Raw genomic sequence first — 16,042 nt, 5'->3', positions numbered from 1 at the left:
TCTGGTGACTGATATACCGCATTCGCGAGCAAGCCCGCTCCCACATTTTGATCCCATTTCAATCCGGGATCGGGGTCAGACCTGCAGGTAATCCAGGATACCTTCGGCGGCGTTGCGGCCTTCGAAGATGGCCGTCACTACCAGGTCAGAACCGCGCACCATGTCGCCACCGGCGAAGATTTTCGGGTTGCTGGTCTGGTGTTTGTACTGGCCTTGTTCCGGGGCTACAACGCGGCCCTGGCTGTCGGTCTGGATTTCGAACTGCTCGAACCAAGGCGCCGGGCTTGGGCGGAAACCGAAGGCGATGACCACGGCGTCTGCCGGGATGATCTCTTCGGAACCCGGGATCGGCTCGGGGCTGCGACGGCCACGGGCGTCCGGTTCGCCGAGACGGGTCTCGACCACTTTCACGCCTTCGACACGGTCTTCACCGACGATAGCGATCGGCTGGCGGTTGTAGAGGAATTTCACGCCTTCTTCCTTGGCGTTCTTCACCTCTTTGCGCGAACCCGGCATGTTGGCTTCGTCACGACGGTAGGCACAGGTCACCGACTTGGCGCCCTGGCGAATCGAAGTGCGGTTGCAGTCCATCGCGGTATCACCACCGCCCAGCACCACGACCTTCTTGCCTTTCATGTCGACGAAATCTTCCGGCGACTTTTCAAAGCCCAGGTTGCGGTTGACGTTGGCGATCAGGAAGTCCAGAGCGTCGTACACGCCCGGCAGGTCTTCACCGGCGAAGCCACCCTTCATGTAGGTGTAGGTGCCCATGCCCATGAACACGGCATCGTATTCTTCGAGCAGTTGCTCCATGGTCACGTCCTTGCCGATTTCGGTATTGAGGCGGAACTCGATACCCATGCCGGTGAAGACTTCGCGACGATGGCTCAGTACGGTTTTTTCCAGCTTGAACTCGGGGATGCCGAAGGTCAGCAGGCCACCGATTTCCGGGTTCTTGTCGAACACCACCGGGGTCACGCCGCCACGCACCAGCACGTCGGCACAGCCCAGGCCCGCCGGGCCCGCGCCGATGATCGCGACGCGCTTGCCGGTCGGCTTGACCTTGGACATGTCCGGGCGCCAGCCCATGGCGAACGCGGTGTCGGTGATGTACTTCTCCACCGAACCGATGGTCACCGCGCCGAAGCCGTCGTTGAGGGTGCACGCACCCTCGCACAGACGGTCCTGCGGGCACACCCGGCCGCACACTTCCGGCAGGGTGTTGGTCTGGTGCGACAACTCGGCGGCGGCGAGGATGTTGCCCTCGGCCACCAGCTTCAGCCAGTTCGGAATGAAGTTGTGCACCGGGCACTTCCATTCGCAATACGGGTTACCGCAACCCAGGCAGCGGTGGGCCTGGTCGGCCGAGTGCTGGGGTTTGAAGGGCTCGTAGATTTCCACGAACTCTTTCTTGCGTTGACGCAACAGTTTCTTCTTCGGATCTTTGCGCCCGACATCGATGAACTGGAAGTCGTTATTCAGACGTTCAGCCATGTTAAAACCTCATCAAACTCTTCAGGCGCATATCACTGCGGGTTGGCACGGATGCTGGAAAGCAACGATTTCAGGTTGGCAGCCTTGGGCTTGACCAGCCAGAAACGACGCAGGTAGTCATCGAGGTTTTCAGCGAGGTTGCGACCCCATTCGCTGTTGGTTTCCTCGACATATTCGTCCAGCACATGCTGCAAGTGGTTGCGATAGGATTCCATCGCTTCGCCGCTGATCCGCTGGATCTCCACCAACTCGTGGTTCACCTTGTCGACGAAGGTGTTGTCCTGGTCGAGCACGTAGGCGAAACCGCCGGTCATGCCCGAACCGAAGTTGTAGCCGGTCTTGCCCAGCACCGCGACAAAACCACCGGTCATGTACTCGCAGCAGTGATCGCCCGTGCCTTCAACCACGGTGTGGGCACCGGAGTTACGCACTGCGAAACGCTCACCGGCCGTGCCCGCGGCAAACAGCTTGCCGCCGGTTGCGCCGTACAGGCAGGTGTTGCCGATGATGGCACTGTCTTGAGTCTTGTAGACGCTGCCCACTGGCGGGACGATCACCAGCTTGCCGCCGGTCATGCCCTTGCCCACGTAGTCGTTGGCATCGCCTTCGAGGTACATGTTCAGGCCACCGGCGTTCCACACACCGAAGCTCTGGCCAGCGGTGCCCTTGAAGCGGAAGGTGATCGGCGCCTTGGCCATGCCCTGGTTGCCGTGCTTGCGTGCGATTTCGCCGGAGATGCGTGCGCCGATGGAACGGTCGCAGTTGCAGATATCCAGGGCGAATTCGCCGCCGCTTGCGTCGTTGATCGACGAAGTGGCCATCTCGACCATCTTCTCGGCCAGCAGGCCCTTGTCGAACGGCGGGTTGCGGTCAACCTGGCAGAACTGTGGCTTGTCGGCCGGGATGTGATCGCTGCCCAACAGCGGCGTCAGGTCCAGGTGCTGTTGCTTGGCGGTCTGGCCTTCGAGGATGTCCAGCAGGTCGGTACGGCCGATCAGCTCTTCCAGGGAACGCACGCCCAGCTTGGCCAGCCACTCACGGGTTTCCTCGGCGACGTAGGTGAAGAAATTCACCACCATGTCGACGGTCCCGATGTAGTGGTCCTTGCGCAGCTTCTCGTTCTGAGTGGCCACGCCGGTGGCGCAGTTGTTCAGGTGGCAGATGCGCAGGTATTTGCAGCCCAGGGCGATCATTGGCGCGGTGCCGAAGCCGAAGCTTTCGGCGCCGAGGATTGCAGCCTTGATCACGTCGAGGCCGGTTTTCAGGCCACCGTCGGTCTGCACCCGGACCTTGCCGCGCAGGTCGTTGCCGCGCAGGGTCTGGTGAGTCTCGGCCAGGCCCAGTTCCCACGGCGCACCGGCGTACTTGATGGAGGTCAGCGGCGAAGCGCCGGTGCCGCCGTCGTAGCCGGAGATGGTGATCAGGTCGGCATAGGCCTTGGCCACACCGGCGGCGATGGTGCCCACGCCGGCTTCCGCTACCAGTTTCACCGAGACCAGGGCCTGCGGGTTGACTTGTTTCAGGTCGAAAATCAGCTGCGACAAATCCTCGATCGAGTAGATGTCGTGGTGCGGCGGCGGCGAAATCAGGGTCACGCCCGGCACTGCATAACGCAGCTTGGCGATCAGGCCGTTGACCTTGCCGCCTGGCAGTTGTCCGCCTTCACCCGGCTTGGCGCCCTGGGCAACCTTGATCTGCAGCACTTCGGCGTTGACCAGGTATTCCGGGGTCACACCAAAGCGGCCAGTGGCGACCTGCTTGATTTTCGAGCTCTTGATGGTGCCGTAGCGCGCCGGGTCTTCACCGCCTTCGCCGGAGTTGGAACGCGCACCCAGGCGGTTCATGGCTTCGGCCAGGGCTTCGTGAGCCTCAGGCGACAAGGCGCCCAGGGAAATACCGGCGGAGTCGAAACGCTTGAGGATCGATTCCAGTGGCTCGATCTCGCTGATGGCCAGCGGCGTGTCCAGGGTTTTCACCTTGAACAAATCGCGGATCATCGACACCGGGCGGTTATCCACCAGCGCGGTGTATTCCTTGAACTTGGCGTAGTCGCCTTGCTGCACGGCGGCTTGCAGGGTGTTGACCACGTCCGGGTTGTAGGCGTGGTATTCGCCACCGTGCACGAACTTCAGCAGGCCACCTTGCTGGATCGGCTTGCGCGCGCTCCAGGCTTCGGCGGCCAGGGCTTTCTGCTCGGCTTCGATGTCGACGAAACGCGCACCCTTGATGCGGCTCGGCACGCCACGGAAGCTCATCTCGCAAACTTCTTCCGACAGGCCGATGGCTTCGAACAATTGCGCGCCGCGGTAGGACGTGACGGTGGAGATGCCCATCTTCGACAGGATCTTCAGCAGGCCCTTGGTGATGCCTTTCCGGTAATTCTTGAACACCTCGTAGAGGTCGCCCAGGACTTCGCCGGTACGGATCAGGTCGCCGAGTACTTCGTAAGCCAGGAACGGATACACCGCAGAGGCGCCGAAGCCGATCAACACCGCAAAGTGATGCGGGTCGCGGGCGGTGGCGGTTTCAACCAGGATGTTGGAATCGCAACGCAGGCCCTTTTCGGTCAGGCGGTGGTGCACTGCGCCGGTGGCCAGGGAGGCGTGGATCGGCAGCTTGCCAGGGGCAATGTGGCGGTCGGTCAGCACGATTTGGGTACGGCCGGCGCGCACGGCTTCTTCAGCCTGATCGGCGACGTTGCGCACAGCGGCTTCCAGGCCGAGGCTCTCGTCGTAGTTCAGGTCGATGATCTGCCGGTCGAAGCCCGGGCGGTCCAGGGTCATCAACGAGCGCCACTTGGCCGGGGAAATGACCGGCGAGCTGAGGATCACGCGGGAAGCGTGCTCAGGCGATTCCTGGAAGATGTTGCGCTCGGCACCGAGGCACACTTCCAGGGACATCACGATGGCTTCGCGCAGCGGGTCGATCGGCGGGTTGGTCACCTGGGCGAACTGCTGGCGGAAATAGTCGTACGGCGTGCGCACGCGCTGGGACAGCACGGCCATTGGCGTGTCATCGCCCATGGAGCCGACGGCTTCGTAGCCCTGCTCGCCCAGTGGGCGCAGCACCTGGTCACGTTCTTCGAAAGTGACCTGGTACATCTTCATGTACTGCTTGAGCTGGTCGACGTCATAGAAAGCCGAACCGTGGTCGTTGTCTTCCATGGTTGCCTGGATGCGCAGGGCATTCTTGCGCAGCCATTGCTTGTACGGATGACGGGACTTCAAGCGGTTGTCGATGGCATCGGTGTCGAGGATCTGACCGGTCTCGGTGTCCACGGCGAGGATCTGGCCCGGGCCAACGCGGCCCTTGGCGATCACGTCTTCCGGCTTGTAGTTCCACACGCCGATTTCCGACGCCAGGGTGATGAAGCCGTTGGTGGTGGTCACCCAGCGCGCCGGGCGCAGGCCGTTACGGTCGAGCAGGCACACGGCGTAGCGACCGTCGGTCATTACCACGCCGGCCGGGCCGTCCCACGGTTCCATGTGCATCGAGTTGTACTCATAGAACGCCCGCAGGTCGGGGTCCATGGTCTCGACGTTCTGCCACGCTGGCGGAATGATCATGCGCACGCCACGGAACAGGTCGATGCCGCCGGTGACCATCAGTTCGAGCATGTTGTCCATGCTGGAGGAGTCGGAACCCACGCGGTTGACCAGCGGGCCGAGCTCTTCCAGGTCCATCAGGTCGTTGGCGAACTTGGTTCGACGGGCCACGGCCCAGTTGCGGTTGCCGGTGATGGTGTTGATCTCGCCGTTGTGGGCGAGGAAGCGGAATGGCTGGGCCAGCGGCCATTTCGGCAGGGTGTTGGTGGAGAAGCGCTGGTGGAACACGCAGATTGCGGTTTGCAGGCGCTCATCGCTCAGGTCTGGATAGAAGGCGGTCAAGTCCGCCGGCATCATCAGGCCTTTATAAATGATGGTCTTGTGGGAAAAGCTGCAGATGTAGTGGTCGGTGTCGGCGGCATTGGCCACGGACGAGCGACGACGAGAGGTGAACAGCTTGATCGCCATGTCCTGGTCGCTCAGGCCGTCGCCTGCGATGAACACTTGTTCGATCTGCGGCAGGCGCTCCAGGGCCAGGCGGCCCAGTACGCTGGTGTCGATCGGCACTTTGCGCCAGCCGACGAGCTGCAGGCCAGCGGCCAGGATCTCGCGGTTCATGTTCTCGCGAGCAGCTTCGGCTTTTACCGGGTCCTGGTTGAAGAACACCATGCCCACAGCGTACTGCTTGGGCAAATCGGCGCCGAAATGTTCCTTGGCGACTGCGCGCAGGAACTGGTCGGGCTTTTGAATCAGCAAGCCGCAACCGTCACCGGTCTTGCCGTCGGCGTTGATCCCACCGCGGTGGGTCATGCAGGTCAGGGCCTCGATGGCCGTTTGCAAAAGGGTATGACTGGGCTCGCCCTGCATGTGGGCTATCAGGCCGAAACCGCAGTTATCCTTGAATTCATCGGGTTGGTACAGACCTGCTTTCATAGACACTTTCTCACCAGGCTGCCTCTTATTCCGAGGCAAATTTCTTTTCAATTCAACCGGTTACCTTCCACGCCGAACGTACGCCGGCTTAGCGGGGGCAAAAGGGAGGTCATTGTACACACCGACACAGACGCTCACAAATTTAGCGACGAAATGTCGCAAATCTATGTCGCATTTATGAAAGGTTTAAAGCGATATGCTGTGCTAGTCAAAACTTTTTTAATTTTGACCGCTACGACTCAAAAGCCACTGTGACGCAGACACCACAAAGCGCGCGGCCTTCAGGGCTGCACGCTGTGTTGTTTTTTTTGAGGTGCCGAGAGGGCGGCCTGGGTAAGGCCGCCGGATCTTCAGCGAGTTGTTGCCAGTTCTTGTTGAACGCTGGCGACAGTGCGAGGCCAAGGTTTACCAGCCTGAACCTTCGCTGGCAAGGCCTTGATAGCGGATTCCGCTGCTGTACGGCTGGAGAAGTTGCCGTAAGTGATCACGTAGAGAGGCTTGCCGTTGAGCACTTTCTTGAAATAACGGTACTCGCCGCCCTGCTCTTTCACGAACGCCTGGGCGTTGGCTTCGGAGCTGGTGCCGAGGATCTGCACCACGAAGTTACCGGTAGGCTGGCTGGCATACCAGCTGCTGCCGGCAGCGCCAGTCGCGGCCTTGGCCACGACGGCCGGTTTTTCGGCAGGCTTGGCGGCTGGAGCCGGTTTGGCCGCAGGCGCCGGGGCGACCGGCTTGGCCACAGGCGCAGGCTTGGCGGTGGCGACCTGGGCTGGCGCTGGCGTCGGCTTGGCCGCTGGCTGACCGGCTGGCACGCCCGCAGGTGGCGCGGTGGTGGTCACGGTCGGCGGCGTGGCGCTGGAGCCTTCCACGGGCACCCCATCGTCGCCTTCGGAGATGCCGCCAGCTTCTTCGGCGAGCGGGCCGCGCATCACCGGTTGGCCGACCATTGGCAGGTTGGTGGGTTGGCCGGAGTTGGCAAACTCAACGTTCGGTGTTGGCTTGCCCAGTGGCAACTGCGCCTGTTCGGTTGGCGCGCCAGCGGTGGTCGGTGCCTTGTTGCGACCTGGAATCAACCAGGCGGCGGCGACGGCAACCACGACAACGGCAGAAATTGCCAATACGTGTTTCTTCGGCATAGTAAACCCCATCTTTGGACGCTTTACCGCTGAGCGGCTGGCAATCATGGCTTCGATCATGGCATCCCGGGCAACCTGGTTGATGGTGCCAGGCCAGCCGTCGGAGCTTTCGTGAATATCAGAGATCTGCGAAGCGGAGAAAAGTTCGATGCCCTGCCCTGCGCCTTCCAGCCGCTGGGCCAGGTATTCGCGGGTTTCTTCTTCTTCGTAAGGCTGCAGTTCGATGACGTGGAACAGCTCCTGCTCACCGCTGATCTGTTCAAGTTCGGCGATCAGCGAAGACTCGCCAAACAGGAACACATGCGGGCGCCCTTCAGGCGTACCGGCCGCCAGGGCCAGCAACGCTTCCAGGGCAGATTCGTCGAGCTGCTCGGCGTCATCCACCAGCAGGTAGACTTCCTGGCCGGTCAGGCCCAGTTGCACCACTTGCTTGAGGATCGCATTCGGCTCGGCAGTGGACACGTCGAGGGCCTGGGCCACTTGACGCAACACGCCTGCCGCATCACCGGCACCACGGGCGGAAACCACCACGCTCTGTACCGATTGCTTGTTGGTGCTGGCCACCAGCGCCTGGCGCAGCAAGGTCTTGCCGCTGCCCAATGGGCCGGTGACCACCAGCAGCAACTGGCTGTAGCGCGCCAGGTGGTGCAGTTGTCCCAGCACCGGCTTGCGTTGCGCAGGGAAAAACTTGAAACCAGGCACCCGAGGAGCAAAAGGGTCGTGGCTTAACTGGTAATGGCCGAGGAACGCCTCGTCGGCATGCAAACTAGTCATCGGGATCTTATTAACCTTTAAGCTGGGCCAGGGCGCGGTAATCCGCTCCCAGCGTGGCCTGTAAAATCTCTTTCGGATAATCGTCGGTCACTACCGCTTCGCCCATTCGGCGCAACAGCACCAGTCGCAGTCGACCGTCGATCACTTTCTTGTCTATTGCCATATGTTCGAGAAAATCTGCCTCGGTCATCTCCTCGGGAGGAATGACCGGCAACCCGGCGCGCTGGAACAGGCGGATCCCGCGATCACGCTCCTGGGCGCTGATCCAGCCCAGGCGTTGCGACATCTCCAATGCCATCACTGTGCCAGCCGCTACGGCCTCTCCATGCAACCACACACCATAGCCCATGTGGGTCTCGATCGCATGGCCGAAGGTGTGGCCGAGGTTCAAGGTGGCGCGCACGCCGGACTCACGTTCGTCGGCATTCACCACCAGCGCCTTGGCGGCGCAGGAGCGGGAAATCGCTTCGGTGAGTGCCACCTGGTCGAGGGCGCGCAGGGCGTCGACGTGTTCTTCCAGCCAGGTCAGGAACGGCTCGTCGCAGATCAGCCCGTACTTGATGACTTCCGCCAGGCCCGCCGACAGCTCGCGGGGTGGCAGGGTATTGAGGGTGGCAGTGTCGATCAGCACCACATTCGGCTGATAGAACGCGCCGACCATGTTCTTGCCCAGCGGGTGGTTGATGCCCGTCTTGCCGCCCACCGACGAATCGACCTGGGACAGCAAGGTGGTCGGTACCTGGATAAAGTCCACGCCGCGCTGATAGCAGGCGGCTGCAAAGCCGGCCATGTCGCCGATCACACCGCCACCCAGGGCCACCACCGTGGTGCGCCGGTCATGACGGGCCGTCAGCAGGCCATCAAAGATCAGTTGCAGGGTTTCCCAGGTCTTGAAGGCCTCGCCGTCCGGCAGCACCACCGAGATCACCGAGTACGCCGCCAGGCTGCGGCTCAGACGCTCAAGATACAGCGGCGCGACCGTTTCATTGGAGATGATCGCCACTTGCCGCCCGGCAATATGCGGTGCGAGCAACTCGGGCTGGTCCAACAAACCTTCGCCAATATGGATCGGGTAGCTGCGCTCGCCAAGATCGACCTTAAGTGTCTGCATGTGTCCCCGCGTTGAAGATGAAAGCAGGCGTCCTGCCCTACATTAACGTTGTCGGCAACGTCGGGATCTGACGCTGCCTGATGGCTCTACGCCACAACTCGGACGGTCATGACGCGCCGCCGAGGATAGCGCATTTCGGCCCTGGCTTTAACGGGGTGGCAACTGTGCCAGGCGCTCGAGAATGTCGAGAACCACCATTCGTGGCGGCCGCTCATCGGTTTCCACCACCAGATCGGCGATTTCCCGATAAAGCGGGTCGCGCAGCGTCAGCAGGTCCCGCAGGGTTTTTGCCGGGTCGGCGGTGCGCAGCAATGGGCGATTGCGGTCGCGAGCGGTGCGGCCCACCTGCTGCTCGACAGACGCGTGCAGATAAACCACGCGACCGCCGGCGTGCAGCGCCCGGCGGTTCTCGTCGCGCATCACTGCGCCACCGCCGGTGGCCAATACCACGCCATCGCAGCCGCACAGCTCGGCAATCATCGCCTGCTCGCGGTCGCGAAAGCCCAGTTCGCCTTCCTTATCGAAGATCCACGGGATATTGGCGCCCGTGCGCAATTCAATTTCCTTATCGGAGTCTTTGAATGGCAGGCGCAGCTCTTTGGCCAGCAAACGGCCGATGGTGCTTTTTCCAGCCCCCATCGGTCCTACAAGAATCAAATTTCGCACAGAATCAACGACTCACAGCAATCGCCTGGTTATTCATAATACGCGGAGTCAGGAATACCAGCAGCTCGGATTTTTTCTCCGAAACCACATCCCGCCGGAAAAGGCGGCCAAGATACGGCACATCGCCCAAAAATGGCACTTTATCTACCACTTTGCTTTGAGTATTGGAGAAAACCCCACCGATCACGATGGTCTCCCCGTCCTTGACCAGCACCTTGGCATTGACCTCGTTTTTCTTGATCGGCGGCACATCGTTGAGCCTGTTCAGGTAGTCGGGCTCGTCCTTGGTGACCTTGACCTCCATGATCACCCAGCCGTCCGGGGTGATTTGCGGGGTCACTTCCAATGACAAGGAGGCCTCCTTGAACGACACCGAGGTCGCGCCGGTGGAGCTGGACTCCTGATAGGGAATCTCGGTGCCCTTGAGGATTCGCGCGGTTTCCTTGTCGGAGGTGACGACCTTGGGCTGCGAAACGATTTCACCATTGCCGGTTTTTTCCATGGCGGTCAGTTCCAGGTCCAGCAGCAGGTTGTCGGTGATAAACGCGACACCCAGGCCGGCGCTGCCGTTGACCGCCCCCAGGTCCACAAACGGCGAGCTGGGCGGGATTTCAGGCGGCTCGGTGCCTTCGGCCAGCGGTTTCCTGATCCCGCCAGCGCTCCAGTTACCCCGATTCAGTTGCCCGCCCCAGCGCACGCCAAGGCTTTTGTCGTAATCCACATTGGCCTCGACGATCCGCGCCTCGATCATCACCTGCCTTACCGGAATATCCAGTTGCGCCACAATCGTGCGCAGCTCCTCCAGCCGCTCCCGGGTCTGGTAGGCGATGATGTTGTTGGTGCGGTCATCCACCGCCACCGAGCCGCGCTCATCGGTGGCGCCTTCCAGGCCCACGGCCGACTGGAAGAGCTTGGCCAGGTCCGACGCCTTGGCGTAATTGACTTGCAGCAACTCGCGGCGCAGCGGTGCCAACTCAGTCATTTGCTTGCGCGACTCCATCGCCAGCAACTCGCGGGCGGCCAACTCCTCGGCCGGCGCGACCAGCAGCACATTGGCCGTCACACGTTTATCCAACCCCTTGGTTTGCAGCACCAGGTCCAGGGCCTGGTCCCAGGGCACGTCCTTGAGGCGCAGTGTGATCGAACCCTGCACGTCGTCGCTGGTCACCAGATTGAGGCCGGCAACGTCAGCAATCTGCTGCAGCACCGCGCGCAACTCGATGTTCTGGAAGTTGAGGGACAGCTTGTCCCCGGTGAACGCCACTTGCCCGGTACTCAGGGGCGCATTGCCAGGTGGCGGCAGGTGAATCAAGTCGATTCGATTGGGCACAGCCATGACCATCGGTGCCGTGAACGCTATCCATAGCGCCACACCGAAGGACGAAAAAGTCCTTTTCATTGTTTGTTTCCGTTATGAGTTAGCGTTCAGTGCAAGGGTTTGCGAGCGTTCCAGCCACGCGCCCTGGCCATCCGGGAAAAGCTCGGCCAGTTCGACATGGGAGTCATGAATCGCCGTGATGCGCCCGTGATCCGGGCCCAGGTAATCGCCGATTGCCAGCCGATGGACAGACGACGCTCCGCGCAGCAGGGCGAAGGTTTGAGCCCCCAGGGACAAGGTCCCGACCATTTCGAACTGCTCCACGGCGAAGCCTTCGAGGATTCCGCGAGGCCTGGCGAGATCAGGTCCGGCAGCCGGTCGCCCGGCGGGTCGAACCAGTTGGCGAGAGGGCGGCTGGAAAGGGTCGCGCAAGGCTGCAAAATCGTACGCCACTTGCTGCGGCCCGGGCTCGGCGACAGCCTGTGCCGGCGGGTGCAAATCAACCTCCAGGTCATCGCCCGCCTGGCGGTTGTGACGATAGGTCCTGGCTACCAGACTGAGATGCAACACCGAGGGATCGACAGGACTGAATGCCAAGTCATGCACCGTGACAATTCCCGGCAAGCTGGCCATGCCGTTGATGAACGCCGCCAGGTCGTGAAAAGTCCCGGTGACGCCAATCTGCATGGGCGATTCGATGTACAGGGCGCGAGGCTGGTCATCCCGAAGTTCGATGGCCTCCAGCACCAAGCCATTGGCGGCACTCAGGCGGCCAATATCTTCAAGCAGGCCGGGTACCTGGGTGTCGGCAGGCAACCGCCGTAACAGGTTGGCGAAATGGCCTCGCGTTGTTTCGAATTCGCGGACCAGGGACTCCAGGCCGGCAGCCTGGATGGTTTTCAGCGCGACCTGCTGTTCAAGCGCCACTTCCTGCGACTCAAGCTGGCGCAGTTGCTCCCGCGCCCCACTCAAGTAGAAGGTATTGCCCACTGCCCACAGCAGGCAAACCACCGCGCCAGCCAGCAACGCCTTGCCCGGCAAGGGCCAGTTGGCGGCGTTCTGGCAGAGCTGGGTTATATCGGATTCCGTCAGCCCTGGCAGGCCTGACGCCCCTCTCATTGGCGCACCTCATCCGAGTGACCATGGCGAACCGTCAACTGGAAGCCATTGTCGTCGCCCTCCTGCGCGCCGCGAACCCGTTGAAGCCGGGGCGCTTCCAAGTCTTCGGCAGCTTCGAGGCCTCGCATGAACTGAGCAATGTCCCGGTTCGATCCGGCCGTGCCGCTGATGGAAACAGAACCGCCGTCGACGCTCACTTCGCGCAACTGCACCCCGTCCGGCACGGCACGGGCCAACTGGTCCAGCAACTGAGCACCCGCCGCACGATCGTCCTGCAAACCCTGCACAACTTTCATCCGTTCCATCAACTGCTGGCGCTGCTCATGCAGTTCGTCGATGGCCTTGATCCGCGAGTCGAGCCCGGTGACACCCTGGCTCAACTGGTTATTGCGAGCCAACTGCCGATCGATTGCACGGTCGATCACCTGGTCTGCCAGCCAAACCGCAGCCAGCGCCACCGCTGCAGCCCCCGCCAAAAACACCAGAAAATATTTGCGCCGCCGCTCATTCCGTTCTGCGCGCCACGGCAACAGGTTGATTCGTGTCATCAGTCGAAACTCCTCAGGGCCAGCCCGCAGGCCACTCCCATTCCCTGGGCATCCACGGCCCATTGCGCGCCATCGACACGACGGCCCGGCGTGATGCTGTCCGAAGCCTGCCTGCCCGCGCGAGCCAATGCAAATGCTTCGACATCCACTATCCGCGTCGCCAGCCCCGCAAGGGCCAAAACCGCCTCACGGGCCTCCACCTGTTCCTTGAGGCAGGCAACCAGCAGCACATCGACGCTTTGCGGGTCATGGGCCGACGGGCCCTGCACCTGGAAGTCGATAGCCACATCCTCCAGCGGATAAGGAATGTACTGGTCTGCTTCCCCATGGATTCGACGCACCATTTCAGCATCCGTCAGCCCCGCGTCCATCTCCAGCACGCGGGTAATCACCGAGGGCCCTGCCACGGCCACGGCGGCATGCCTGAGTGATGTATGCGCCTGTACCAGCGCCCGGGAAAGTGCCTGCGCGACGGCATCGAAATCAACCACGCTGCTGTCGACCACCGCATGGGCCGGCAACTGCTGCATGGCGTAGCCCCGAACGCTGTAGCCAGTGCCTGACGCCTCCAGCTCCACCAGCCTGACGCCGGTGTCATTGATGTCGACACCCAGGACGGCATCGGCTTTTCGCCTGAAAAATCCCTTTCTCATAAAACTCCCCAAAACTTTCCCTGTCTTACGGACTGATTGCCGCCAGGCTTCCTGCATTCGGTCGGCTTGTATGAGCGGCGCGAATGACGCCCGAAGCCGAAAAATGCTTTAATGCCCAGCGTTTTTTCCCGCGTTTATCTGCTGGCCGGGTCGATCCACCACTTGCCGTGCATGCCCCGACGCCTAACCCATTCTTTTCCTTGGAAATCCAAAAGCCTTGATTCGTCTGCTGAAGTTTTTCGGGTACTCCATTGTCGCGATCGTCTGCGGGCTGATGCTCGTGCTCAGCGGGGCCTATCTCTACCTTAGTCCGGGTTTGCCCTCCGTAGAGGCCCTGAGAAGTATCCAGTTGCAGATTCCTTTGCGGGTCTACAGCAGCGATGAAAAACTGATCGCGGAGTTCGGCGAAATGCGCCGCACACCGATCCGTTTCGCCGACATTCCACCCAATTTCATCAACGCCCTGCTGTCGGCTGAAGACGATAACTTCGCCAATCACTATGGCGTCGACCCAAGCAGCCTGGTGCGGGCGGCCACGCAGTTGGTAAAAAGCGGACACATTCAATCCGGTGGCAGCACCATCACCATGCAGGTGGCGAAGAACTTCTTCCTCACCAGCGAACGCAGCTTTTCCCGCAAAGCCACGGAAATCCTCCTGGCGTTGCAGATCGAACGTCAGCTGACCAAGGATGAGATCCTTGAGCTGTACGTCAACAAGATCTATCTGGGCAACCGCGCCTACGGCATTGAGGCGGCTTCACAGGTTTACTACGGCAAGTCGATTCGTGACGCCAGCCTGGCGCAGATGGCGATGATTGCCGGCCTGCCCAAGGCGCCTTCACGCTTTAACCCGCTGGCCAACCCGGCGCGCAGCAAAGAGCGCCGCGACTGGATCCTGGGCCGCATGTACAAGCTGGGCAAGATCGACCAGGCCGCGTACGAAAGTGCGGTGGCCGAGCCGCTGAACGCCAGCTATCACGTGCCGACCCCGGAAGTGAATGCCCCGTATATCGCCGAAATGGCCCGTGCCGAGATGGTCGGCCGCTATGGCAGCGAGGCGTACACCGAAGGTTTCCGCGTGACCACGACGATTCCGAGCAACCTGCAGGAAATCGCCAACAAGTCGGTACACGACGGCCTGGTCGCCTATGACCAGCGCCATGGCTACCGCGGCCCTGAATCGCGCCTGCCGGGCAAGACCCTGAGCGCCTGGACCGTCGAGCTGGGCAAACAGCGCCCGATCAGCGGCCTTGAACCCGCCATCGTCACCCAGGTGAAGAAAGATGGCGTGCAGGTACTGACGCGCACCGGCGAAGAGCATGTGTCGTGGGACAGCATGAAATGGGCCCGCCCGTTCCTGAACACCAACAGCATGGGCCCGATGCCCAAGCAGCCGTCGGACGTGGCCCAGGTCGGTGACCTGGTTCGCGTGCAGCGCCAGAAGGACGACAGCCTGAAATTCAGCCAGGTGCCCGTGGCACAGGGCGCGCTGGTGTCGCTTGACCCGCAGAACGGTGCAATCCGTGCCCTGGTCGGCGGCTTTGCCTTCGAGCAGAGCAACTACAACCGCGCCACCCAGGCCAAGCGCCAGCCGGGTTCCAGCTTCAAGCCGTTCATCTACAGCGCTGCACTGGATAACGGCTACACCGCCGCCAGCCTGGTCAACGATGCACCGATCGTGTTCGTCGACGAGTACCTGGACAAGGTCTGGCGCCCGAAGAACGACACCAACACCTTCCTCGGCCCGATCCGCGTCCGCGAGGCGCTGTACAAGTCGCGTAACTTGGTGTCGATCCGCCTGCTGCAGGCGATGGGCGTAGGCAAGACCATCGACTACATCACCCGCTTCGGCTTCAACAAGTCGGACCTGCCGCCCAACCTGTCCCTGGCACTGGGTACCGCCACGCTGACGCCGATGGAAATCGCCACCGGCTGGAGCACCTTTGCCAACGGCGGCTACAAGATCACCCCGTACCTGATCGACAAGATCGAAAGCCGTAGCGGCGAAACCCTGTTCACCGCCAACCCACCACGGGTCCCGGGCGACGTGGTCAATGGCGTCGCGGCCACTGACGGCCAGGCAGCACCGGCCAACGGCGGCATCACCATCGAGCCGACGCCAGGCGAAGCCCCGGCAGCCGGTGCTCCCGCCGCACCACAAGCGCCGGCGGTAGCCGAACGCGTTGTGGATGGCCGTACCACCTACATCCTCAACAGCATCCTGGAAGACGTGATCAAGAAAGGTACGGGGCGTCGCGCCCTGGCCCTGGGCCGTGCCGATATCGCCGGCAAGACCGGTACCACCAACGACTCCAAGGATGCCTGGTTCTCCGGCTACAACGCCGACTACGTGACCACCGTATGGACCGGTTACGACCAGCCGGAAAGCCTCGGTCGCCGGGAGTTCGGCGGCACTGTCGCGCTGCCGATCTGGATGAGCTACATGGGCGCCGCGCTGAAGGATATGCCGCTGCATACCCAGCCGGAACCGGAAGGCATCCTGAGCCTGCGGATCGACCCGGTCAGCGGCCGTGCAGCAGCGCCGAGCACGCCGAATGCGTACTTCGAGCTGTTCAAGAGCGAGGACACGCCGCCGTCGGTCAACGAGCTGGGCAATGGTGTTGCACCGGGCAGCCCGCTGCCGGCGGACGAGGCGGCGCCGATCGATTTGTTCTAACACGCAGCTCCAATGTGGGAGCGGGCTTGCTCGCGAAAGCGGTATATTCAGATCCAACGAGGCGACCG

Annotated in this window: 10 protein-coding genes; 1 reads left to right on the top strand and 9 read right to left on the bottom strand. The window is 61.9% G+C overall.

Translation table 11 applies throughout. The features are described 5' to 3' along the window. Nucleotides 1–75: 75 nt before the first annotated feature. From ACW9I6_RS22505 to pilM, 9 genes are all read right to left on the bottom strand, one after another. On the bottom strand, nucleotides 76–1,494 hold the full coding sequence (locus tag ACW9I6_RS22505; protein WP_003209353.1) for an FAD-dependent oxidoreductase: 1,419 nt from the start codon (nucleotides 1,492–1,494) through the stop codon (nucleotides 76–78). A gap of 32 nt (nucleotides 1,495–1,526) precedes the next feature. Beyond that, nucleotides 1,527–5,972, bottom strand: coding sequence for a glutamate synthase large subunit (gltB, locus tag ACW9I6_RS22500; protein WP_003209351.1), 4,446 nt, complete (start codon nucleotides 5,970–5,972; stop codon nucleotides 1,527–1,529). 350 nt (nucleotides 5,973–6,322) lie between these two features. Beyond that, nucleotides 6,323–7,882 (bottom strand): SPOR domain-containing protein, encoded by a 1,560-nt coding sequence (locus ACW9I6_RS22495; protein ID WP_003209350.1) that lies wholly within the window; start codon nucleotides 7,880–7,882, stop codon nucleotides 6,323–6,325. Between the two features lie 10 nt (nucleotides 7,883–7,892). Next, complete coding sequence (aroB, locus tag ACW9I6_RS22490) at nucleotides 7,893–8,993, bottom strand: 3-dehydroquinate synthase (RefSeq protein ID WP_003209346.1); 1,101 nt, start codon at nucleotides 8,991–8,993, stop codon at nucleotides 7,893–7,895. 147 nt (nucleotides 8,994–9,140) lie between these two features. Next, a complete protein-coding gene (aroK, locus tag ACW9I6_RS22485) occupies nucleotides 9,141–9,659 on the bottom strand; it encodes a shikimate kinase AroK (RefSeq protein ID WP_003209345.1) in 519 nt (172 codons plus the stop codon). A 4-nt stretch (nucleotides 9,660–9,663) separates the two neighbouring features. Beyond that, on the bottom strand, nucleotides 9,664–11,001 hold the full coding sequence (locus tag ACW9I6_RS22480) for a type IV pilus secretin PilQ (protein ID WP_457339848.1): 1,338 nt from the start codon (nucleotides 10,999–11,001) through the stop codon (nucleotides 9,664–9,666). Between the two features lie 69 nt (nucleotides 11,002–11,070). Then, nucleotides 11,071–12,096, bottom strand: coding sequence for a pilus assembly protein PilP (locus ACW9I6_RS22475; RefSeq protein ID WP_457339847.1), 1,026 nt, complete (start codon nucleotides 12,094–12,096; stop codon nucleotides 11,071–11,073). Beyond that, nucleotides 12,093–12,644 carry a PilN domain-containing protein gene (locus ACW9I6_RS22470; RefSeq protein WP_087692529.1) on the bottom strand — a complete coding sequence of 184 codons (552 nt, stop codon included), beginning with the start codon at nucleotides 12,642–12,644 and terminating at the stop codon, nucleotides 12,093–12,095. The genes ACW9I6_RS22475 and ACW9I6_RS22470 overlap by 4 nt, the downstream gene beginning before the upstream one ends. Next, nucleotides 12,644–13,297 carry a type IV pilus biogenesis protein PilM gene (gene pilM / locus ACW9I6_RS22465; protein ID WP_178912479.1) on the bottom strand — a complete coding sequence of 218 codons (654 nt, stop codon included), beginning with the start codon at nucleotides 13,295–13,297 and terminating at the stop codon, nucleotides 12,644–12,646. The genes ACW9I6_RS22470 and pilM overlap by 1 nt, the downstream gene beginning before the upstream one ends. A gap of 220 nt (nucleotides 13,298–13,517) precedes the next feature. On the opposite strand from pilM, the gene ACW9I6_RS22460 reads away from it, so the two are divergent. Continuing rightward, nucleotides 13,518–15,974, top strand: coding sequence for a penicillin-binding protein 1A (locus ACW9I6_RS22460; protein WP_371316571.1), 2,457 nt, complete (start codon nucleotides 13,518–13,520; stop codon nucleotides 15,972–15,974). Nucleotides 15,975–16,042 lie beyond the last annotated feature (68 nt).

The organism is Pseudomonas sp. SDO5522_S412 (genome assembly GCF_054071215.1).
This window is presented reverse-complemented; position numbering and strand designations above follow the sequence as displayed.